Raw genomic sequence first — 20865 nt, 5'->3', positions numbered from 1 at the left:
TCCTGCCACCGACCTGCGCAACGCCAGGTAGGCGGGTGGGCGGCACCGGTTTCCACCAATTTGTGAACGCCGATTCTCAGCAGTGGGAAGCGGCGGGCCGTAGGGTGAACCGACCAACGACGCCGAGACGTAGCGGGGAATGCAGATGGGGCAGATCGGGAGTGCGGGAGAACGCCGACTTCAATCCGAGTTCGGCACCGAGGATCGTGCCGCCAAGTTCTACTCGGATCAGATGCTGGACCATCTCAATCCGACGATGATCGAGTTCGTCGGACGCCAGGAGATCGCGTTCATCGCCACCGCCGACGCGTCGGGCGAGTGCGACAACAGTCTGCGCGCAGGCACACCGGGATTCATGCACGTCATCGACCCGAGAACCCTGGCGTACCCGGAGTACCGCGGCAACGGCGTCATGGCGAGCCTCGGCAACATCCTGGAAAACCCGCACGTCGGAATCATTCTCGTGGACTTCGTGCAGGACCTCATCGGGCTGCACGTGAACGGGTCGGCCCGGATCGTCGACGACGAGGTCCTCCGCGCCGAGGTCGCGGATCTGCCGGCGGACCATTCCGGCGGGCGGGTCCCGGAACGCTGGGTGGTGGTGGACGTGGAGGAGGCATACATTCACTGCCGCAAGCACATTCCGCGGATGGCACCGGTTCCCCGCCACCGCGAATGGGGAACCGACGACGTGAAACGCAAGGGCGGCGACTACTTCGACGCCAAGGCGACGCCGCGCCACGACGCCGGCGGCCGGACCGGCCGGGAGTCCGCTCCCGCCGAACTCACCCAGGTCATCTCGCCGGGCTTCTCCGTGGCGCCCGCTGGCACTTCGGGCAGCTGAACGACGAGCGATTCATGAATTTCTCCCGCCGGATCGCGGTGCCGCAGCGCGGGCACGGGCGATCCTCCTGACCGTAGGCGGACAGGGAGCGGTCGAAGTAACCCGACTCGCCGTTGACGTTCACGTACAACGCGTCGAAGGACGTGCCGCCCTGGGACAGTGCCTCACGCATGACCTGCTGGGCGGCCGTGAGTACGGCTCCGATCCGGGGACCGGTCAGCCTGTCGGTGAGCCGATTTCCGTGGATCTGCGCGCGCCACAATGCCTCGTCCGCGTAGATGTTGCCGATGCCGGACACCACGGTCTGATCCAGCAACACACGTTTGATCTCGGAGTGCTTGCCGCGCACCACCTTCACGGTGGCCGCGAGATCGAAACGCGAATCCAGTGGGTCGCGGGCGATGTGCGCCACCGAGTCCGGCACGAGCGAGCCGTCGACCTCGACGAGGGGCGCGAGCGCCCAGCCCCCGAACGTCCGCTGATCCACGAACCGGAGGTCGAGACCGGAGTCGAGCCGAGCCCGGATGCGCAGATGCTTCTCGGTGGGCAGTTCCGGTGGCTGCACGAGCATTTGACCACTCATACCGAGGTGGACCACGAGTGCCACCGTGCTGGGTTCGAGGACCAGCCACAGATACTTGCCGCGGCGGTCGGCGCCCGCGATACGTTCACCGGTGAGCTGTCCGGCGAGGTCGGCGGCACCGGGCAGGTGACGCCGGATCGCCCGCGGATGAAGAATGTCCACGGAATCGATCGACGCCCCCACGATGTGGCGTTCGAGTCCGCGCCGGACTACCTCGACTTCGGGTAGTTCAGGCACTGACGCCGTCGGCCGCTACGTCGGGGCCTGCGTCGGACAACGCATTCCACGCCGTGCTCGCGGCTTTCTGCTCGGCCTCTTTCTTGGAGCGGCCGATTCCGACGCCGAGGGGCTTGCCGCCGACGATCACGGTGGCGGTGAACTCCTTGTCGTGATCCGGACCGGTCGCGGTGATCTCGTACGCCGGAACTCCGACGCCGCGCTCCGCGGTCAACTCCTGCAGGCTCGTCTTCCAGTCCAGGCCCGCGCCGAGGCGGGGGGCTCGCTGGAGGAGGTCGCTGAAGAGATCGAGCACGACACGGCGGGCCGTGTCGATTCCGTGCTCGAGGTGGATGGCGCCGAGAATCGACTCCATGCCGTCGGCCAGGATGCTCGGCTTGTCGCGTCCGCCGGTCATCTCCTCACCCTTCCCGAGCAGGAGATGGGCACCGAGACCGCCCTCACCGAGGCTTCGTGCCACCTCCGCGAGCGCGTGCATGTTCACGATGCTCGCCCGGATCTTCGCGAGGTCGCCCTCGGATTTGTCGGGGTGCGCGAGGTAGAGCTTCTCCGTGACAGTGACCCCGAGTACGGAGTCACCGAGAAACTCGAGACGCTCGTTGGTGGGCAGACCGCCGTTCTCGTACGCATACGAGCGGTGCGTCAACGCCAGAGTGAGCAGTGAAGGCTCGATTTCTACGCCGAGGGCGGCGAGGAGGGAAGCATGATCCTCCTCGCCGCCGGCGGGTGTATTACTGATGTCGCTCGTCACAACGCCTCTCCGTGGAGAATTAGACGGCGGCAGTGACCTGGCGGCCCTTGTATGTGCCACACGACGGGCACGCGACGTGGGGCAGCGTCTTCTCGCCGCAGCCACGGTTGGGGCAGGTGACGAGGGTAGGCACAGTGGTCTTCCACTGGCTGCGACGCGACCTCGTGTTGGATCGCGACATTCTGCGCTTGGGGACAGCCACTTCTACTTCTCCTCGGCTTCGTTGTTCACAAGATTCTTGCTGGGTTCCGAATCCACGCCAAATTTGGCTGCAAGACCAGCCCAGCGAGGATCAAGTATGTCATGCCCGTGGCCAGATTCGGCAATCGCCAGGCGAACGCCACATTCTGGGCACAATCCTTGGCAGTCGTCACTGCAGAGCGGCTGCAACGGCAGTGCGAGGCCGACGGCGTCGATCACGACGGGTTCGAGGTCGATCTCGTCGTCGACGACGTGATAGACCTCCCCCTCCTCCGTGGTCTCCTCCGTGGTGCTGTCCGGGTACGCGAACAGCTCCGTGAGAGTGAGGTCCACCGTGCCGGAGAACGGCTCGAGACATCTCGAGCACTCCCCGGCCGTGTCGGCTCGCAACGAACCGGTGACCAGGACCCCCTCGGATACGGCCTCCAACCGGAGATCCAGATCGATCTCCGATCCTTCCTCGATGGCGATCAGGTCGAGCCCGATGCGCTGTGGCGCCGTCACCACCCGTTCCACGGTGCGCATCGAACCAGGACGACGGCCGAGTTTGACCGTGTCCAGCACGAAGTCCGCGTCCCGACGGGAACGCGATGAGCTGTGGCGATGGGATGGCAACAAACTTCACTTTCGAGAAAAGGGAAACGACAAAGGGCAACCACTCCACGATACGCAATGAGCGCGGTGGAGCCAAATTCGATCGAGAGTTCGGACGCTCGGCGAAGTGCTCAGCGACGACGCTCGGCGCGGCGGTCGTCGACGTCGTAGTCGGAGGCGTAGTCGGGCACGCCAGAACCCGTCCGCAACTGCTGACGCCCCCGCCCGACGGACCGGACGGTGCCGTTCAGGAAGTCCTCGAACTCCGCGAGCTTCGTGTCGACGTACAGGTCGCAGTCCGAGCGGAGTCGATCCGATTCGGCGTGCGCGGAATCGATCACCCGGGCCGACTCGGCGTGCGCGGCCTGCACGACCTCCGTCTGCGAGACGAGCCGCGCCTGCTCGGCGGTGCCCTCGGCGACGGACCTCTCGTAGGACGCCTTGCCCGACTCGATCATGCGGTCGGCCTCGGACCGTGCCCGTCCCGTGAGCTGGTCGTACTCGCGCCGGCCCTCGGCGACGGAGGACTCGGCCTCGGCGCGGGCGTCGGTCACCAACTGCTCGGCGTGCGCGCGGGCCTCGGCCACCATCCGGTCGGCCTGCGCCTTCGCGTCCGCCAGGATGCGATCGGCGTCGTCGCGGGCGTTCTCGATGGTGGAGTTCGCCTCGGCGTTGGCGCTGGAAACGGTCTTCTCGGCGTTGGCCCTGGCGTCCCCCACCAGTTTGTCCTTGTGATCCAGGACGTCCTGGGCGTCGTCGAGTTCACCGGGAATCGCATCGCGCACGTCGTCGAGCAGTTCGAGGACGTCGCCGCGCGGAACCACGCAGCCGGCGGTCATCGGTACGCCGCGTGCCTCTTCGACAATCGCGACAAGTTCGTCGAGCGCCTCGAATACCCGGTACACAAGCAACCCCAATCGTCGATGACCCTCAGCAGGTCGGCGCAGCCTTCCCCGTGCAAGTCTGCACGACCGGACGCCGCGGGTGTGTCGTGGCAGCCGGTGTGTCGGGTATCAGCTGCTCTCGGCGGCGCGCTCGGCGATCCGTGTGAGAAGGCGGGCGTGCACCTTCTCGGGGAGCATGTCGGAGACGTCGCCGCCGAACGTGGCCACTTCCTTGACGAGCGAACTCGACAGGTAGCTGTAGGTGGGGTTGGTCGGGATGAAGAGGGTGTCGACGCCACTGAGCTTCTGGTTCATCTGCGCCATCTGCAACTCGTAGTCGAAGTCGTTGGCACCGCGCAGGCCCTTGACGATCGCCGTGATCCCTTGCTGCTTGGCATAATCCACCAGCAGGCCGTGCCAGGAGGAGACCCGCACGTTGGGCAGGTCGGCGGTGGAGTCCTCGAGCATCTCGATGCGTTCCTCGACGGTGAAGAGGCCGCGTTTGTTCTTGTTGACCATGACCGTCACGATGACCTCGTCGAACTGCGCGGCAGCTCTGCCGATCACGTCAAGGTGGCCATTGGTCACGGGGTCGAAGGATCCGGGGCAGACAGCGCCAGTCATGAGTCCAGACCGTAGCAGGTCGCCAATTCGATTCTCGCCTCACCGTACTTCTTCGCCTTGACGGGCGCGAAGCCGTCGGGCCAGGCCGTCTCGGGCGACCTCGACGACCGTTCGAGCACCACGATCGAGCCGTCGCCGACCCAGCCGTTGACCCGCAGGTGACCGAGGACCGTCTGCACCGCCGCGTCGTCGACGGCGTACGGCGGATCCGCCATCACCAGGTCGTACGGCCGGTCGGCGCTGCCCGCGAGCACCGCGGCCACCGGAGCGCCGCGGACTTCCGCGCCGGGAAGGCCGACCGTCGTCACGTTGTGCTTGATGATGCCCGTCGCCTTCGAGTCGGACTCGACGAGGACGACGCGATCCGCACCCCGGGACAGCGCCTCGAGGCCGAGCGCCCCCGATCCCGCGTAGAGATCGAGGACGGACGCGCCCTCGAGGTCCATCCTGCTGTGCAGAGCGCTGAACAACGCCTCGCGGACCCGGTCCGAGGTGGGCCGGGTCCCGCTCGGCGGGACCCGCAGGCGTCGGCCGCCCGCGAGTCCCGCGATGATCCGAGTCACTCGCTCGCGGACTCCCCCGTCGCCACGACGGCGAGGAGGTCGCCGCCTTCGACCTGCTGGACCGATCCGATGGCCAGCCGGGTCACGGTGCCGCCGCGGGGTGCGGTGATGGCGGCTTCCATCTTCATGGCCTCGATGGTGGCGATGGTGTCGCCGGCGGCGACGTGCTGGCCCTCGGTGACGGCGAGGGTCACCACCCCGGCGAACGGCGCCGGCACGTGGCCGGGGTTGTTCTTGTCGGCCTTCTCCGCGGCGGGGATCTCACTGGAGATCGACCGGTCCCGCACCGACACCGGACGCAACTGCCCGTTGAGGATGGCCATGACGGTGCGGTAGCCCCGCTCGTCGGGTTCGGAGATCGCCTCGAGCCCGATCAGCAGCTCGACGCCCTGCGCGAGACGGACCCGGTGCTCGTCGCCGCGGCGCAGTCCGTAGAAGAACTGGTTCGCCGACAACTGCGAGGTGTCGCCGTACTTGTCCCGGTGCTCGAGGAATTCCTTCGTCGGGCCGGGGAACAGCAACCGGTTCAGGGTCGCGCGGCGCTCCGCGGACGTGCCCGCGAGGGCCTTCTCGTCCTCCGCGGACAGCGGCACCTCGGGCTTGGCCTCGCCGCGGCCTTCCAGGGCCCGGGTGCGGAACGGTTCCGGCCAGCCACCGGGCGGGGTGCCCAGTTCACCGCGCAGGAACCCGACCACCGAGTCGGGCAGGTCGAACTTCGCCGGGTTGTCCTTGAACTCCTCGGTGGAGGCCCCGGAGCCGACCAGGTGCAGGGCGAGATCGCCGACCACCTTCGACGACGGGGTGACCTTCACCAGGCGGCCGAGCATCCGGTCGGCGGCCGCGTACTTGGCCTCGACCTCCTCGAACTTGTCGCCGAGCCCGAGGGCCACGGCCTGGGTGCGCAGGTTCGAGAGCTGACCGCCCGGGATCTCGTGGGTGTAGACCCGGCCGGTGGGGGCGGGCAGCCCGGACTCGAACGGTGCGTAGACCTTGCGCAGCGCCTCCCAGTACGGCTCGAGGTCGCACACCGCCTGCAGGTCCAGGCCGGTGTCGTGCTCGGAGTGCGCGGCCGCGGCCACGATCGCCGACAACGCCGGCTGGCTGGTGGTGCCGGCCATCGCCGCCGAGGCACCGTCGACGGCGTCCGCGCCGGCCTGCCACGCCGCCAGGTAGGTGGCGAGCTGTCCGCCCGGGGTGTCGTGGGTGTGCACGTGCACGGGCAGGTCGAAATTCTTCCGCAGCGCCGTCACCAGGGTGGTGGCGGCCGGGGCGCGGAGCAGTCCGGCCATGTCCTTGATCGCGATGATGTGCGCACCGGCCTCGACGATCTCCTCCGCCAGGCGCAGGTAGTAGTCGAGGGTGTACAGCTTCTCGTGCGGGTTGGACAGGTCGCCGGTGTAGGACAGGGCGACCTCGGCGACCGAGGTGCCGGTCTCGCGGACCGCGTCGATCGCCGGCCGCATCTGGTCGACGTTGTTGAGGGCGTCGAAGATCCGGAAGATGTCGATGCCGCTGTTGGTGGCCTCCTCGACGAACGCCCGCGTCACCTTCTCCGGGTACGGGGTGTAGCCGACGGTGTTGCGGCCGCGCAGCAGCATCTGCAGGCAGATGTTCGGCACCGCCTCCCGCAGCGCGGACAGCCGGTACCACGGGTCCTCGTGCAGGAACCGCAGCGCCACGTCGTAGGTGGCACCACCCCACGCCTCGATCGACAACAACTCGGGGGTCAGCCGGGCGACGTGTCCGGCGACGTCGAGCAGACCGCTGGTGCGCACACGGGTCGCCAGCAGCGACTGGTGAGCGTCACGGAACGTGGTCTCGGTGACCGCGAGGGCCTTCTGCTCCCGCAGCGCCTTGGCGAATCCCTCCGGCCCGAGGGCGAGGAGCTTCTGGCGGCTGCCGTCCGGCGGCGGGGTGGACAGATCGATCTGGGGCAGCTTGTCGCGCGGGTACACCGCGGACGGCCGCTCGCCGTGCGGCTTGTTGACCGTCACGTCGGCGAGGTACGACAGGATCTTGGTGCCACGGTCCGCGGAGCTACGCAGCGTGAGCAGCTCGGGGCGCTCCTCGATGAACGAGGTGGTGGCCCGTCCCGCCTTGAAATCGGGGTCGTCGAGCACCGCCTGCAGGAACGGGATGTTCGTCGACACCCCGCGGATGCGGAACTCGGTGACCGCACGCCGGGCCCGGGCGACCGCGGTCTCGAAGTCCCGGCCCCGGCAGGTGAGCTTGACGAGCATCGAGTCGAAGTACGCGCCCACCTCGGCACCGAGGGTGGCACCGCCGTCCAGGCGGATACCGGCACCGCCCGGGGTGCGGTACGCGGTGATCCGGCCGGTGTCCGGACGGAACCCGTTGGCCGGGTCCTCGGTGGTGATACGGCACTGCAACGCCGCACCCCGCAGCGTGATCTTGTCCTGACTCAACCCCAGATCGGCCAGGGTCTCCCCGGACGCGATCCGCAACTGCGACTGCACCAGGTCGACGTCGGTGACCTCCTCGGTCACGGTGTGCTCGACCTGGATACGCGGGTTCATCTCGATGAACACGTGGTTGCCGCGGGTGTCGAGGAGGAATTCGACGGTGCCCGCACAGGCGTAGTTGATCTCCTTCGCGAACGCGACCGCGTCCGCGCAGATCTTCGCCCGCAGCTCCTCCGGCAGGTTCGGGGCCGGCGCGAGTTCGATGACCTTCTGGTGCCGGCGCTGCAGCGAGCAGTCCCGCTCGAACAGGTGGATGACGTTGCCCTGGCCGTCGGCCAGGATCTGGACCTCGATGTGCCGCGGGTCGACGACGGCCTGCTCGAGGAACACCGTCGGATCCCCGAACGCCGACTCCGCCTCGCGGGCGGCGGCCTCGATGGACTCCTTGAGCTGCGCCCGCTCCGCGACCCGGCGCATGCCGCGGCCACCGCCACCCGCGACGGCCTTCACGAACAGCGGGAACTGCATGGTCTCGGCGGCGGCCAGCAACTCGTCCACATCCGCGGACGGCTCCGACGACGCCAGCACCGGCAGCCCGGCCGCCTTCGCCGCGGCGATCGCCCGCGCCTTGTTGCCGGTCAGCTCGAGCACCTCCGCGGAGGGGCCGACGAACGCGATGCCCGCCTCGGCGCACGCGGCGGCGAGATCCGGGTTCTCGGAAAGGAAGCCGTAGCCGGGGTAGATGGCGTCGGCGCCTGCCTGCTTGGCCGCGGAGACGATCTCGTCGACGGAGAGATACGCCCGAACCGGGTGTCCCTCCTCGCCGATCTGATAACTCTCATCAGCCTTCAGACGGTGGATCGAGTTCCGATCCTCGTACGGGAACACCGCAACCGTTCCAGCACCTAGTTCGTAGGCGGCACGGAAAGCGCGGATCGCAATTTCGCCACGGTTGGCGACCAGGACTTTGGAGAACATTGGAGCAAACTACCCCGCCGAAGACGGCCGTGGAGAACAGGCATCCCACATTGCAAGATTCTCCACAAACTTCACAAAGACCCCCCTGACGTGTGCGAATTCTGCAACAGACCCGAAACAGACGTGCGAAGATTTACGTGAAGCGAAGTAAGTTCTCACGTTTTCTCCAGATATTCGATGCGGTCGGCGTCGAGCGCCGACGTCACCATCGCCGACAGCCCCGGGTGATTTTCGAGCCGCGGATCGTCAGCGATCACCGCACGCGCGAACTCGGACGCCGCCGCGATGACTTCCTCGTGGCCGAGCAGCGACAACAGCCGCAGCGTGGACGTCGTGCCCGACTGCGCCGCACCGAGGATGTCGCCCTCGCGGCGGGTGGCGAGGTCGAGTTGGGCGAGTTCGAAGCCGTCGTTGGTCGACGCGACGTTCGACAGTCGCTCGTAGGCGGGGCCGCCGGGGTTCATTTCCGTGACGAGAATGCAGAGCCCCTGATGCTTGCCCCGGCCGACGCGTCCGCGCAGCTGGTGCAGCTGACTGACACCGAAACGGTCCGCGTCGACGATCACCATGATCGTCGCGTTCGGCACGTCGACTCCGACCTCCACCACCGTGGTGCACACGAGGACGTCGATGTCGCCGGCCGTGAAGTCGCGCATCACCGCGTCCTTCTCGTCCGCGGGCAGCCTGCCGTGCAGGAGTCCCACCCGCAGGTCGGCCATGATGTCGCCGCTCAGTTCGTCGAACACGTCGACGGCGGACTTCGTCTCGGGTGCCTTCTCGTCGAGCGCGTCCTCGCCGTCGCCCTTCTCGCCGTCGCCGATGCGTGAGCACACGACGTACGCCTGCCGCCCGTCCGCCACGTCCTCGCGGATCCGCTCCCACGCCCGCGCGACCCACTGCGGCTTCTGGGACGCAGGTACCACACTGCTCTTGATCGGGGAACGCCCCTTCGGCAGCTGGCGCAGCGTCGACACCTCCAGATCGCCGAGCACCGTCATTGCGATCGTGCGGGGAATCGGCGTCGCCGTCATCACCAGCAGATGCGGGCTGAGACCCTCCCGCGCCCTCGACCGCAGCCGGTCGCGCTGCTCGACACCGAACCGGTGCTGCTCGTCGACGATCACCATCCCGAGGTTGAAGAACTCGACGTTGTCCTGGATGAGGGCGTGCGTGCCGATGACGATTCCGGCGTCGCCGGTGATCGCCTCGTTCATGGCCGTCCGTTTGGCGGCGACGCCCATCGACCCCGTCAGCAGCGCCACCCGCGTCGCCTTCTCGTGCGCCCCGAGTTCCCCGGCGGTCGCGAGGGAGCCCAGCATCGCCCGCAGCGACCGGGCGTGCTGCGTGGCGAGCACCTCGGTGGGTGCGAGCAGCGCACACTGGTAGCCGGCGTCGACCACCTGGAGCATGGCGCGCAGAGCCACGATCGTCTTGCCCGAACCGACCTCGCCCTGCAGCAGCCTGCTCATCGGGTGCGGCCGCGCCAGGTCGGCGGAGATCTCGTCTGCGACCGCATGCTGACCGTCGGTGAGCTGGAACGGGAGCATGCTCTCGAACACGTCCGCGATCCCGCCGGGCACGGGCGGGCACGCCGGTGCGACCCGCTCGGCGTTGTCGTGGCGGCGACGGGCGAGCACCAGTTGCAGCGCGGTCGCCTCGTCGAACCGCAACCGGTCGTGGGCGTTCTCGACATCCTCGCGGATGTCGGGCAGGTGGACCGACCGCAGGGCTTCGTCGAGCCCGATGAGGTCCCGTTCGGCCCGGATTTTCTCCGGCAGGGGGTCGTCGACGCGGTCGAGCTGATCGAGGATCTGGCGGACGCATTTCATGATCGTCCAGCTCTCCACGTCGCGGGTGGCGGGGTAGAGCGGGATCAGCGCTCGGTCGAACACCGACATGTCGACCCCGGCACCGGGTTCCTGCGACGCCCGGGCGATGCCGGCGAGATCACCGGCGCCGCGGATCCGGCCGACGTTCACGACGGGGTCCTCGGAGCCCGCGCGCGGTTCGGGGAGGATGAGGTAGCTCGGGTGGGTCAGGCTCCACTTCTGGCGGAAGTACTTCACCGTTCCCGAGAACATCGCGCGCACGCCGGGCTTGATCACGTGCTTGACCTTCTGCGGGCTGAAGAACGTGACGTCCACGTTCTGGGTGTCGGTCGACAGGACCACCTTGAGCATGCTGCCCGGCCGGTTCTTCATCTTCACGACGGCCGCGGACGTGACCCGGGCGATGATCGTGATGTGCTCGCCCTCCGGCGGGTCCTTCTCCGCAAGCTCCCGGCCCTGCGAGGCGTACCGGTGCGGGTAGTGCCGCAGCAGGTCCTCGACCGTGCGGATGTCGAACGCCTCCTCGAGCGCGTCGGCGGTCTTCTTCCCCAGCAGATGATCGAGCCGGTCGGACAATGTGGCCATCGAATTCCTCATTCCACCCCGAGTTGCAACAGGTCTCCAGGTTGTCCTCCGTGGTAGATCATCACCTCGACGCCGGGGTGCCGCTGCGAGATGTGATCGGCCAGTTCCGTGTCGAGGCCCTCGGGCGCCTCCGAGCCCATCAGGAGTGTCACCAGTTCCCCACCCGCGCCGAGCACGAGGTCGACGAGCCGGCGGCCGGCGGCGACCGCGTCCGGTTCGATGACGATCACCTCGTGACCCATCAGTCCGATGCCGTCTCCCGGTTCGCAGGTGCCCACGTACGTGAGCGCACGTTCGCGGGCGATCCGCAGCGACCCCCAGCGGGTGGCGGCGGCGGCCTCGGACATCGCGAACGCGTCGTCCACCGCCTCGCGCTCGGGATCGTGCACCGCCAGGGAGGCGAGTCCCTGCACCATCGCGGACGTCGCGAGCAGCAGGACCTCGTGCCGGGCGTCTCGTGCCGCGGCGCTGACCGCGACGAGTTCCTGCGCCGTCAACGCGCCGTTGGGAAGCACCAGCACCTCCGTGCGTCCCATCTGCCTGATGACGCCGAGGAGCTGGGCGCGGGTGACGGGGGCGTCGTCGCAGCGAAGGATCGTCGCGCCCTCGCTCGCGAACAGTTCGGCGGCGCCGTCCCCGGCCACGACCGCGACGATTCCCCGCTCGCCCTGATCCGGCCGGGTACGGACCGGCGGAACGAGCAGTCCCTGGTCCCGGGCGTCCACCAGGAAGCTGCTGACCCGGATTCCGTGGATGCGTCCCGCCGCGAGTCCGGCCTCCACGGCGGCGCCCGCGTCCGTGCAGTGCACGTGCACCGACCAGCCGCCGCCGCCGTCGCCGACGATCACGATCGAATCCCCGAGGTCGTGCAGCGCGCTGCGCAGCCCCGCCATTCGGGCCTCGTCGGACTCCGACACCAGGTACATCACCTCGAAGTCCTGGTCGGAGCCCTCGTCGCAGTCGGGTCCGCGTGCCGGATGCGCGTGCGCGGCCTGCGGCGCGCCGACGGGAACGGGTTCGGCGCGGCGCGCGGACGGCGTGCGCCGCGGAACGTGGAGGGCGACCGGCGGGCGATCCGGGGGCGAGCCCGTGACGGCGGTGACGAGCGCGTCGAGGATGACCACGAGTCCGAGTCCGCCCGCATCGACGACACCTGCGGTGCCCAGCACCTCGAGTTGCGACGGCGTCCTGGTGAGCGCGGCCGCCGCCGCGTCGGCGGCCGCCCGCGCGGTCTCCGCGATCGGCGCCTCGTCCGGAAACTCCGCCGCCGCGTCGGCGGCGCAGCGCAGCACGGTGACGATGGTCCCCTCCACCAGGTAGCTCACCGCGTCCGTCACCAGGTTGGTGGCCATCAGCAGTCCGGTCCGGACCGTCCGGGTGTCGACCGCAGGCGTGACGGCCGCCTCCGCGACCCCCCGCAGTACCTGCGACAGGATCACCCCGGAGTTCCCGCGCGCGCCGGCGACCGCACCCCGCGCCAGGGCTATCGCCACCTGGCGGACGTCCTTGGTGCCGCCGTCGGCACCCGCGTACTCGTCGATCGCACCGAGCGCCGCGCGCATCGTGAACAACAGGTTGGTGCCGGTGTCCGAGTCCGGTATCGGAAAGACGTTGAGGCTGTTGATCTCCTCGCACCGCCGTTCCAGTCCCGCGACGGAGGTCCGCGCCCACAACTCGAGGACTCGACCGTCCATCGGGAGCTCAGGGGCCACTGTCGTCCTCTCCGGCCGGGGAATGGTGAAGGTGCCGCCAGACTAGTCGGGGGACGGTGATCGGGCCCGCGGTCCGAGCCGTTCGGCACCGGGTTTGGCCATTCCCCCCTCGAGCGGCTACTCTTGCACGGTTGCTCGTTGAGGGCGCACTTGCTGTGCCCTGTCTCCACGAGGCCAGCAAATTTCACAGTTCACTATCTTGAAGGAGTTCGCGACTATGGCTGCCGTCTGCGACGTATGCGCCAAGGGGCCCGGCTTCGGTAAGTCGGTCTCGCACTCGCACCGGCGTACCAACCGTCGCTGGAACCCGAACATCCAGACCGTTCGTGCCGAGGTTGCCCCCGGAAACACCCGGAAGGTCAACGTCTGCACGTCCTGCCTGAAGGCTGGAAAGGTTGCTCGGGGCTGACCCGACGCTGCGTGCGATGTCACTGCGCCCCCGACACTTCGGTGTCGGGGGCGCAGTTCTTTTCTGTGCGACGTGCTGCCCGATTCGGCATCGTCGCAGCGCATCGGCGCTCGACGGGCACCGGCAGGGGCCCACGTAAGGTGCAACGGTGACTTCTCTCGATGGATTCAGCAAAGTACAGCTCGAAGACGGCGTCCTGCGCGTCACGATCGCGACGGCGGAGAACGGCACGTCGCTGGACGGCGAGGGTTTGGTGCAGGGTGCCCGCGCACTCGAAGCGGTCGGTGACCGGATCGGCAGCGTCCTCCTCGTCGGTGAGGGCCCGAACTTCTGCGCAGGCGGCAACGTTCACGCCTTCGCGTCCGCGCCGGTGCGCAGCGAGTGCGTCGCCGAGGTGGCGGGCGTCTTCCACGACTTCGTTCGGGCGCTCGACGCCGTGACCGTTCCCGTGATCGCCGGTGTCCACGGCTGGGCGGCGGGTGCCGGCATGAGCCTCGTCTGCCTCACGGACGTGGCCATCGGCGGACCCGGCACCAAGCTGCGCCCCGCCTACCCGTCGATCGGCTACACGCCGGACGGCGGCATGTCCTGGACGCTCCCGCGCATCGTCGGCGACGCCCGGGCGCGTGAGATCCTGATCACCGACGCCGTTCTCAGCGGCGACGAGGCCGTGCGCCTCGGCATCCTCAGCCGCCTCGTCGGCGACGACGTCGTCCAGGACGAGGCGCTCCGGCTCGCCCGCACCCTCGCGGCCGGCCCGACGTCGTCGTACTCGGGGATCAAGACACTCGTGCGCGATTCGCGGTCGCGCACGCTCGCCGAGCAACTCGACGCGGAGGCCGAGTCGATCGCCGCCGCGGCCGACAGCCCGGTGGGACGCGAGGGTGTCGACGCGTTCATCGAGAAGAGGCGCGCCGATTTCGCGTCCGTGAAGTGAAGAGGCGTGCCGATTTCGCGTCCGTGAAGTGAACGCAGAACCTACGGCAACTGCCAGTTCACCGGTTCCGCGCCCAGGCTGTCGAGGAGTTCGTTCGCGCGGCTGAACGGCCGCGAACCGAAGAATCCGCGCGACGCCGACAACGGTGACGGGTGCGCCGACTCGATCGTCGGTACGTCGCCGAGCATCGGTTTCAGGGTGGACGCGTCCCGGCCCCACAGAATCGCGACGAGGGGTTCGGGGCGCGCCACGAGAGCGCGAATGGCCTGTTCGGTGACCGCCTCCCAGCCCTTCTTCCGGTGCGAGGCCGGGAGTCCCGGCTGCACCGTGAGGACCCTGTTCAGCAGGAGCACACCCTGCCGTGACCACGGGGTGAGGTCGCCGGTGGTCGGCGTCTGGTAGCCGAGGTCCTTGCTGTATTCGGTGAAGATGTTGCCGAGACTGCGCGGCACCGGCCTCACCTCCGGCGCGACCGAGAAGCTGAGGCCGACGGCGTGACCGGGCGTGGGGTACGGATCCTGCCCCACGATCAGGACCTTGACCTCGGAGAACGGGTGGGTGAACGCCCTCAGGACGTTCTCCCCGGCGGGCAGGTACTCACGACCGTCGGCGATTTCCGCGCGCAGAAACGCGCCCATCTCCGTGATCCGTCCGGACACCGGCTCGAGCGCCTCGGCCCATCCGGCCTCGACGAGGTCCGACAGCGGCGCCGCCATCAGTCGAGCCTGCGCAGCGACTCGCGGTAGTAGGCCGCGTTCGCGGCGTACATCTTCACATTCCTGTCGAGGTGCCCCTCGGGGACCTCGTAGCCCTCCCGGATCTTCGCGGGGACGCCGAGCGCCATGCTCCGCGGCGGAACCTCGAACTTGAACGGGACGACGGCGCCCGCTCCGACGACCGACCCGGCGCCGATGACCGAACCGTTGAGCACGATCGAACCGGACGCGATCAGGCAGTGGTCGCCGATCGTCGATCCCTCGATGTGCGCCGCGTGGCCGACCACGCATCCCGAGCCGATGACGGTGGGATCGAACACCGTGCAGTGGATCACGGTGCCGTCCTGGATGTTGGTGTCGGTGCCCACGGTGATGGTGCCGTAGTCGGCGCGGAGCACGGCCTGCGGCCAGACCGAGGTTCCCGCCGCAAGGGTGACGTTTCCGATCACCACGGCGTCGGGGTGGACGTAGGCGTCCGGATGGATGTCGGGTTCGCGGTCCCCGAGCGCGTAGATAGCCATGCGTGCAACCTATACCGCGAAACTCTGCCAGCCGCCGGCCCCCGGCCAGGTCTCGCCGTCGACCGAGATGCCGGACCCGTCGCGGACGACGCCGATCCGGGTCCACCCCGCCGGGAGCGGGACGTCGCCGGGAAAGGTGGCGGCGAAGCCGTGGTCCTCTCCCCCGGTGAGCACCCATTCCCAGTGGTCGGCGCCGAGACTCTGCGCCGCCGATACCAGTTCGGGTGACACGGTGATGTCGGATCGGGTGAGCGCCATCCCGACTCCGGACGCGTCGCAGATGTGGCCGAGATCGGCGAGGAGCCCGTCGGAGATGTCGGTCATCGCGTGGACGCCGCCGTCGGCGGCGGCCCGGGCCGCGGCATACGGCGGGGTGGGTACCCGGTGCGCGGCGAGGAGGTCCGGGAAGTCCGTGGATCCGCCGAGCAGCAGCGCGAGACCGGCCGCCGACCGGCCGAGTTCCCCGGCCACCGCGACCACGTCACCCGGCCGGGCGCCCGACCGCCGGATCGGGCTCCTGCCGCCCAGGTCCCCGAGGACAGTGACGGAAATCACGACCTGTGCGGCCTGCACGAGATCCCCGCCCACGACGCCGGCTCCGAGTTCCTCGGCGCTCTCCCCGATCGCGGCGGAGATGCCGTCCGCCACGTCGATCGGCGTGTCCGGCGGCAGGCCGAGGGACACCAGGAACGCGGTCGGTCGCGCCCCCATCGCCGCGACGTCGGCGGCGTTCTGGGCCACCGCTTTGCGGCCCACGTCCCTCGGCGAAGACCAGTCGAGCCGAAAATGCCTGCCCTGCACCAGCATGTCGGCGGATACCGCCACCCGGCCGTCGGCCGCGCGGACGAGAGCGGCGTCGTCTCCGGGGCCGATCAGGGTTGTCGGGGGCTGCACCCGGCCCTCCACCGCACGACCGATGACGGCGAATTCGCCGACGTCGGCGACGGTGCGGGGCGGGGTCGGGTCCGGGGAATCCGTCGGTGTGATGGTGTGCCTCCAGGCGCGCCGTAGTGTCGGGTGTCCCGCGCGGCGGCCGTGGGTCCGGTCGACGGAATGTGCGACTGCGGTACCTTTTAGCTGTTGCCGGGACTACTCGGCACGCGACCGATCAGCGCGCCGAAGCACCCGCGACTCTACCGAGACACCTGCGGCGCGGAGCAGGGAAGGGCCGGAGCGAGAGTGCAAGCGTTCATCCTGATCCAGACCGAAGTCGGCAAGGCCGCGGCGATCGCGACCGAGATCGCGAAGATCACCGGGGTGCGGACCGCCGAGGACGTGGTCGGACCGTACGACGTCATCGTGCGGGTGTTTGCCGACGACGTCGCTCCCGTCGTCAAGGAGATCCGTCAGGTCGCCGGCATCACCCGCACGCTCACCTGCGACGTCCCCGAAAAGTCTGCGAACAAGAACTGAGCATGTCCGATCTCGAACCCGAACAGAACCCATCCGGCGGCACTTCCGATCAGGCTCCCGCGGAACGACGGAATCCGGCGCTCATCGCGACGGCCGTGGCGCTTCCCGTCGCTCTGATCATCGGCATCGTCGTCGCCGCGGTGTTCGCCGGGCGGAACCCGGCCAAGGAACCCGTGTCGCTGGGGCCGGTGCCCGCGCCGGCGTCCGGCTCCGCGGAGTGCGCCACCCTGATGGCGGGCCTCCCCGACGCGCTGGGCGACTACACCCGGGCGGAACTCACCGAGCCGGCACCCGAGGCGACCGCCGCATGGCAGCCGGCCGAGGGCGAACCCCTCGTCCTGCGATGCGGCCTGGACCGTCCCGCCGAGTTCGATCAGGCGTCACCCCTTCAGGTGATCGACGGGGTGCAGTGGTTCGAGATCTCCGGTGCGAGCGCCGGAATCGACGCGAGCAGCTATTTCGCCGTCGACCGCGGCGTGTACGTCGGGCTCACCGTTCCCACGGGCGTGGGCCCGACGCCGCTCCAGGACATCTCCGGCGCCGTGTCGCAGACGCTGCCGCAGAAACCCCTCGATCCGGCGCCGGTCGCGAACCCCTGAGCGCCGGATCGCAGTTGCCCTATCGCAGGCCGGTGCCGCGCGCGAGGGCGGTGTCGACCAGGGTCGAGACGAGGGTGCCGTAGTCGACGCCCACGGCGTCCCACATGCGCGGGTACATCGAAATGGACGTGAATCCCGGCATCGTGTTGATCTCGTTGATCACCGGGCCGTCCTCGGTGACGAAGAAGTCGACGCGCGCGAGTCCCTGGCAGTCGAGCGCGGAGAATGCGCGCACCGCGAGTGCGCGGATCTCGTCGCTGACCGAGTCCTCGAGTTTCGCGGGCACGTCGAACTCGCACACGTCGTCGAGGTATTTGCTGTCGAAGTCGTAGAACGCCTCGTCGTCGTCGGCCCCTTCCGGCATCCGGATCTCGGCGATGACGCTGGCCCGCACGTCGCCGTCCGGGAACTCGAGGACTCCGCACTCGACCTCGCGGCCTGCGATCCCCGATTCGACGATCACCTTGGGATCGTGCCGGCGGGCGTGGGCGATGGCGTCGTCGAGTGCGGCCCACTCGGCCACCCGGGTGATGCCGATGGACGAGCCGCCGCGGGCCGGTTTCACGAACACCGGGAGGTGGAGGCGCGACCTCTGCTCGTCGGTCAGCGTGGCGGTGCCGGGACGCAGGACGACCTGGAACCCGATCGGCAGGCCTTCCGCGGCGAGCAGTTTCTTCGTGAATTCCTTGTCCATGCCTGCCGCGCTAGCGAGCACGCCGGGACCGACGTACGGGACACCGGCGAGCTCGAGCAGGCCCTGGATGGTGCCGTCCTCGCCGTAGGCGCCGTGCAGGACGGGGAAGACGACGTCGACGGACGCCAGGATCTTGCCCGCTTCGCCGTCGTCGAGTGCGACGAGGTCGCCGGACCGCGTCGGATCTGCGGTGAGCGCCAGCGCGGACCCGTCGGCGTCGACACTGGGCAACGACCGGCCGCGGATGGACAGCGACTCGGGGTCGGTGGAGCCGAGAACCCACGAACCCTCGGTGGTGATGCCGATCGGCACCACCTCGTACCGTTCCGGGTCGAGATTCCTCAGGACGCTTCCGGCCGACACACAGGACACGGAATGCTCGTTGCTGCGGCCACCGAAGATGACGGCTACCCGGGTACGCGGTTTACTCACGACACAGACCGTACCGTCGATGCGACCCGCTCACGAACCCACCTCTCCTCGCGTTTTCTTCGCCGACCTCAGGACACGACGGGCGGCACGCACGTCACAATGCGGACAGTGCACTCTCGAGATCGGCGACGAGGTCGTCGGTGTCCTCGATTCCACACGAGAGCCGCACGAACCCGTCGGGCACGGGGTCACCCCATCGGGCCCGGCGGTCGGCGCTGGTGTGGATGCCACCGAAACTCGTCGCCGGTACGAGGAGGTCGCTGCCGGCGACGAGCCGGTGGAACCGGTCGGCGGAGTCGACCTCGAACGTCACCAGCCCGCCGAACCGGCTCATCTGCCCGGCGGCGACGGCATGCGCGGGATCACCGGGCAGCCCCGGGTAGCGGACGCGGTGGGCCGCCGGGTGCGTCTCCAGCACGGTCGCGAGCGCCAGGGCGTTGGCGCATTGCCGCTCGAATCGCAGACCCGCCGTGCCGAGGCTCCGGTGGGCGAGCCACGTCTCGAAGGGGCCCAGCACCGTGCCCGACAGCGCCCTCTCCCGTTCCATACCGGCCAGGAAATCGGCGTCCGACGCAGCGATGTACCCCATGAGCAGATCGCTGTGACCACTCAGAGTCTTTGTGCCGCTGGCGACTACGACGTCCGCGCCGAGCTCGAGCGGTTGCTGGCCGAGCGGGGTGGCGGTCGTGTTGTCCACCACGAGAACGGCGCCCGCGTTCGCGCACTGCTCGGAGACGGCCCGCAGATCCACCACGTCCAGGGACGGGTTGGCCGGGGTCTCGGCCACCACGACCGTCGTCCCCTCCGCGGAGGCCAGCAGTGCGGCGGCCCCTTCGCCGGCCATGTCGGCAGTCCGCAGTTCGTGCACGGTGATGCCCATCGGCTCCAGACGCTCCCGCGCGTACGCGCGCACCTGGTAGTAGCCGTCCGACGGCACGACGACGGTGTCACCGGCGGTGAGAAGACTCCGCAGCACGACGGTGATCGCCGACATCCCGGAGCCGACGACCAGTGCGCCTGCGGCGCCCTCGAGCGCCGCCAGCGCCGACTCGAGGTCGCGCCAGCCCGGGTTGGAGGCGCGCGCGTAGGTGTCGGTTTCGGTCCCCTCGTCCGCGCTCAGCTGATAGGGCGCCGCGAAAACCGGCCCCCTCTGCATCGGCGAACCTGGAACCTGTTCCACTGCAACGGCTTTGACGCAGCGGGTCGAATCACCACTCACGGGTATCACTCCGGCTTCGTGCGGCGGCCGAGCAGCTGACCGATCGCGTCCTGCACCACGAGGCCCTCGTGGCACACCCGGTGCACGGCGTCGGTCAGCGGCATCTCGACGTCGTAACTGGCGGCCAGGGCACGCACCGACGAACACGATTTGACGCCCTCGGCGACCTGACCGTGGGTGGCCGCCTGAGCGCTCTCGATCGATCCGCCCTGACCGAGACGCTCCCCGAACGACCGATTCCGGGACAGGGGCGACGTGCACGTCGCGACCAGATCACCCACCCCGGCGAGGCCCGCAAGGGTGGCGGGTTTCGCACCGAGCGCAACTCCGAGCCGGATGATCTCGGCGAGACCGCGAGTGATGATGCTCGCAATCGTGTTCTCTCCCAAACCGATTCCCGACGCCATACCGCAGGCGAGGGCGATGACGTTCTTGCAGGCGCCGCCGATCTCGCAGCCGATGACGTCCGAATTCGTGTACGGCCGGAAGTATCCGGTGGCCGAGGCCTTCTGCAGTTCGAGCGCCCGCGTCGAATCCGTGCACGCGACGACCGTGGCCGCCGGCTGGCCGATCGCGATCTCCCGGGCCAGATTGGGCCCGGACAACACGGCGACGCGCCCCGGATCGGCGCCGGTGACCTGAACGATCACCTGACTCATCCGCATCAGGGTGCCGGTTTCGATGCCCTTGGCGAGACTCAGCATGGTCGAGTTCGCGGGAATCATCGGACTCCAGACCTGCAAGTTGTCGCGCAGCGACTGCGACGGCACCGCGAGGACGACGATGTCGGCGCCGTCGAGCGCGGCCCGCGCGTCGTCGGTGGCGGTCAACGACGGAGGCAGGGCAATGCCCGGCAGATAGTCCACGTTCTCGTGGCGCGACACGATCGATTCGGCGATCTCGGCGCGTCGCGCCCACACGGTGACATCGGTCCCCGCGTCAGCCAGGACCTTCGCAAATGCAGTCCCCCATGAACCCGCTCCCAGTACCGCAGCCTTGCTCACACAGCCCCCTCGTCGTTCGTTACCCGATGCGTCGCCCACAGTATTGCCGATGCCGAGGTCGGGCGCCGCCCCGCTACCGAACTCGTTCGCTGCTCAGCCGCGACCCGGGCGTC

The 20865-nt window shown here is 68.9% G+C and carries 21 protein-coding genes; 5 read left to right on the top strand and 16 right to left on the bottom strand.

The window, feature by feature from the left end; translation table 11 throughout:
- Positions 1–139: 139 nt before the first annotated feature.
- Complete coding sequence (locus tag ROP_RS32655; RefSeq protein WP_015890267.1) at positions 140–844, top strand: pyridoxamine 5'-phosphate oxidase family protein; 705 nt, start codon at positions 140–142, stop codon at positions 842–844.
- Here the strand turns inward: ROP_RS32655 and mutM are convergent.
- From mutM to ROP_RS32610, 10 genes are all read right to left on the bottom strand, one after another.
- Positions 795–1664 (bottom strand): bifunctional DNA-formamidopyrimidine glycosylase/DNA-(apurinic or apyrimidinic site) lyase, encoded by an 870-nt coding sequence (gene mutM / locus ROP_RS32650; RefSeq protein WP_015890266.1) that lies wholly within the window; start codon positions 1662–1664, stop codon positions 795–797. The genes ROP_RS32655 and mutM overlap by 50 nt on opposite strands.
- Positions 1657–2415 carry a ribonuclease III gene (gene rnc / locus ROP_RS32645; RefSeq protein ID WP_015890265.1) on the bottom strand — a complete coding sequence of 253 codons (759 nt, stop codon included), beginning with the start codon at positions 2413–2415 and terminating at the stop codon, positions 1657–1659. Before rnc ends, mutM begins: the two co-directional genes overlap by 8 nt.
- A gap of 19 nt (positions 2416–2434) precedes the next feature.
- On the bottom strand, positions 2435–2617 hold the full coding sequence (gene rpmF, locus ROP_RS41630; RefSeq protein WP_005240446.1) for a 50S ribosomal protein L32: 183 nt from the start codon (positions 2615–2617) through the stop codon (positions 2435–2437).
- 2 nt (positions 2618–2619) lie between these two features.
- Entirely contained in the window at positions 2620–3180 is a 561-nt protein-coding gene (locus ROP_RS32640) for a YceD family protein (RefSeq protein ID WP_043825817.1), read from the bottom strand.
- A 161-nt stretch (positions 3181–3341) separates the two neighbouring features.
- Entirely contained in the window at positions 3342–4115 is a 774-nt protein-coding gene (locus ROP_RS32635; protein WP_015890263.1) for a DivIVA domain-containing protein, read from the bottom strand.
- Positions 4116–4223: 108 nt separating this feature from the next.
- A complete protein-coding gene (gene coaD, locus ROP_RS32630) occupies positions 4224–4718 on the bottom strand; it encodes a pantetheine-phosphate adenylyltransferase (protein WP_015890262.1) in 495 nt (164 codons plus the stop codon).
- Positions 4715–5281 (bottom strand): 16S rRNA (guanine(966)-N(2))-methyltransferase RsmD, encoded by a 567-nt coding sequence (gene rsmD, locus ROP_RS32625; RefSeq protein ID WP_015890261.1) that lies wholly within the window; start codon positions 5279–5281, stop codon positions 4715–4717. Before rsmD ends, coaD begins: the two co-directional genes overlap by 4 nt.
- A complete protein-coding gene (locus ROP_RS32620; RefSeq protein ID WP_015890260.1) occupies positions 5278–8682 on the bottom strand; it encodes a pyruvate carboxylase in 3405 nt (1134 codons plus the stop codon). Before ROP_RS32620 ends, rsmD begins: the two co-directional genes overlap by 4 nt.
- 155 nt (positions 8683–8837) lie before the next feature.
- Positions 8838–11096 carry an ATP-dependent DNA helicase RecG gene (gene recG / locus ROP_RS32615; protein WP_015890259.1) on the bottom strand — a complete coding sequence of 753 codons (2259 nt, stop codon included), beginning with the start codon at positions 11094–11096 and terminating at the stop codon, positions 8838–8840.
- A gap of 8 nt (positions 11097–11104) precedes the next feature.
- Complete coding sequence (locus ROP_RS32610; protein ID WP_015890258.1) at positions 11105–12790, bottom strand: DAK2 domain-containing protein; 1686 nt, start codon at positions 12788–12790, stop codon at positions 11105–11107.
- 235 nt (positions 12791–13025) lie between these two features.
- Between ROP_RS32610 and rpmB the strand changes: the two genes are divergently transcribed.
- Both rpmB and ROP_RS32605 read left to right on the top strand, forming a co-directional pair.
- A complete protein-coding gene (gene rpmB / locus ROP_RS41625; protein WP_005240429.1) occupies positions 13026–13217 on the top strand; it encodes a 50S ribosomal protein L28 in 192 nt (63 codons plus the stop codon).
- 148 nt (positions 13218–13365) lie between these two features.
- A complete protein-coding gene (locus tag ROP_RS32605) occupies positions 13366–14154 on the top strand; it encodes an enoyl-CoA hydratase/isomerase family protein (RefSeq protein WP_015890257.1) in 789 nt (262 codons plus the stop codon).
- Between the two features lie 41 nt (positions 14155–14195).
- Here ROP_RS32605 and ROP_RS32600 read toward each other — a convergent pair whose 3' ends face one another.
- Genes ROP_RS32600 through ROP_RS32590 form a run of 3 tightly spaced genes read right to left on the bottom strand, consistent with a single transcriptional unit; the run spans position 14196 to position 16285 of the window.
- Positions 14196–14873 carry a uracil-DNA glycosylase gene (locus ROP_RS32600; protein WP_043826921.1) on the bottom strand — a complete coding sequence of 226 codons (678 nt, stop codon included), beginning with the start codon at positions 14871–14873 and terminating at the stop codon, positions 14196–14198.
- Positions 14870–15391 (bottom strand): gamma carbonic anhydrase family protein, encoded by a 522-nt coding sequence (locus tag ROP_RS32595; RefSeq protein WP_015890255.1) that lies wholly within the window; start codon positions 15389–15391, stop codon positions 14870–14872. Before ROP_RS32595 ends, ROP_RS32600 begins: the two co-directional genes overlap by 4 nt.
- A 9-nt stretch (positions 15392–15400) precedes the next feature.
- Entirely contained in the window at positions 15401–16285 is an 885-nt protein-coding gene (locus tag ROP_RS32590; protein WP_043826920.1) for a thiamine-phosphate kinase, read from the bottom strand.
- Positions 16286–16570: 285 nt separating this feature from the next.
- On the opposite strand from ROP_RS32590, the gene ROP_RS32585 reads away from it, so the two are divergent.
- Positions 16571–16804 carry an Lrp/AsnC ligand binding domain-containing protein gene (locus tag ROP_RS32585; protein WP_015890253.1) on the top strand — a complete coding sequence of 78 codons (234 nt, stop codon included), beginning with the start codon at positions 16571–16573 and terminating at the stop codon, positions 16802–16804.
- Positions 16805–16806: 2 nt separating this feature from the next.
- On the top strand, positions 16807–17403 hold the full coding sequence (locus ROP_RS32580; RefSeq protein WP_015890252.1) for a DUF3515 domain-containing protein: 597 nt from the start codon (positions 16807–16809) through the stop codon (positions 17401–17403).
- A 19-nt stretch (positions 17404–17422) separates the two neighbouring features.
- Here ROP_RS32580 and ROP_RS32575 read toward each other — a convergent pair whose 3' ends face one another.
- The 3 genes from ROP_RS32575 to ROP_RS32565 all read right to left on the bottom strand — a co-directional run bounded on the left by ROP_RS32575 (position 17423) and on the right by ROP_RS32565 (position 20752).
- A complete protein-coding gene (locus tag ROP_RS32575) occupies positions 17423–18529 on the bottom strand; it encodes a D-alanine--D-alanine ligase family protein (RefSeq protein ID WP_015890251.1) in 1107 nt (368 codons plus the stop codon).
- A 94-nt stretch (positions 18530–18623) separates the two neighbouring features.
- Positions 18624–19748: a cystathionine gamma-lyase gene (locus tag ROP_RS32570; RefSeq protein ID WP_015890250.1), complete on the bottom strand. Its 1125-nt coding sequence runs from the start codon at positions 19746–19748 to the stop codon at positions 18624–18626.
- Between the two features lie 5 nt (positions 19749–19753).
- A complete protein-coding gene (locus ROP_RS32565; protein WP_015890249.1) occupies positions 19754–20752 on the bottom strand; it encodes an NAD(P)H-dependent glycerol-3-phosphate dehydrogenase in 999 nt (332 codons plus the stop codon).
- Positions 20753–20865 lie beyond the last annotated feature (113 nt).

Origin of the sequence: Rhodococcus opacus B4, assembly GCF_000010805.1 — a bacterium.
GTDB lineage: Bacteria > Actinomycetota > Actinomycetes > Mycobacteriales > Mycobacteriaceae > Rhodococcus_F > Rhodococcus_F opacus_C.
The sequence above is the reverse complement of the archived record's forward strand: the minus strand, read 5'-3'. Positions and strand labels throughout refer to the sequence as shown.

Coding starts and splice junctions, on each gene's coding strand:
- ROP_RS32655 (WP_015890267.1), top strand. CDS start 140: ATGCAGATGGGGCAGATCGGGAGTGCGGGAGAACGCCGACTTCAATCC.
- coaD (WP_015890262.1), bottom strand. CDS start 4,718: ATGACTGGCGCTGTCTGCCCCGGATCCTTCGACCCCGTGACCAATGGC.
- ROP_RS32620 (WP_015890260.1), bottom strand. CDS start 8,682: ATGTTCTCCAAAGTCCTGGTCGCCAACCGTGGCGAAATTGCGATCCGC.
- recG (WP_015890259.1), bottom strand. CDS start 11,096: ATGGCCACATTGTCCGACCGGCTCGATCATCTGCTGGGGAAGAAGACC.
- ROP_RS32610 (WP_015890258.1), bottom strand. CDS start 12,790: ATGGACGGTCGAGTCCTCGAGTTGTGGGCGCGGACCTCCGTCGCGGGA.
- rpmB (WP_005240429.1), top strand. CDS start 13,026: ATGGCTGCCGTCTGCGACGTATGCGCCAAGGGGCCCGGCTTCGGTAAG.
- ROP_RS32595 (WP_015890255.1), bottom strand. CDS start 15,391: ATGGCTATCTACGCGCTCGGGGACCGCGAACCCGACATCCATCCGGAC.
- ROP_RS32580 (WP_015890252.1), top strand. CDS start 16,807: ATGTCCGATCTCGAACCCGAACAGAACCCATCCGGCGGCACTTCCGAT.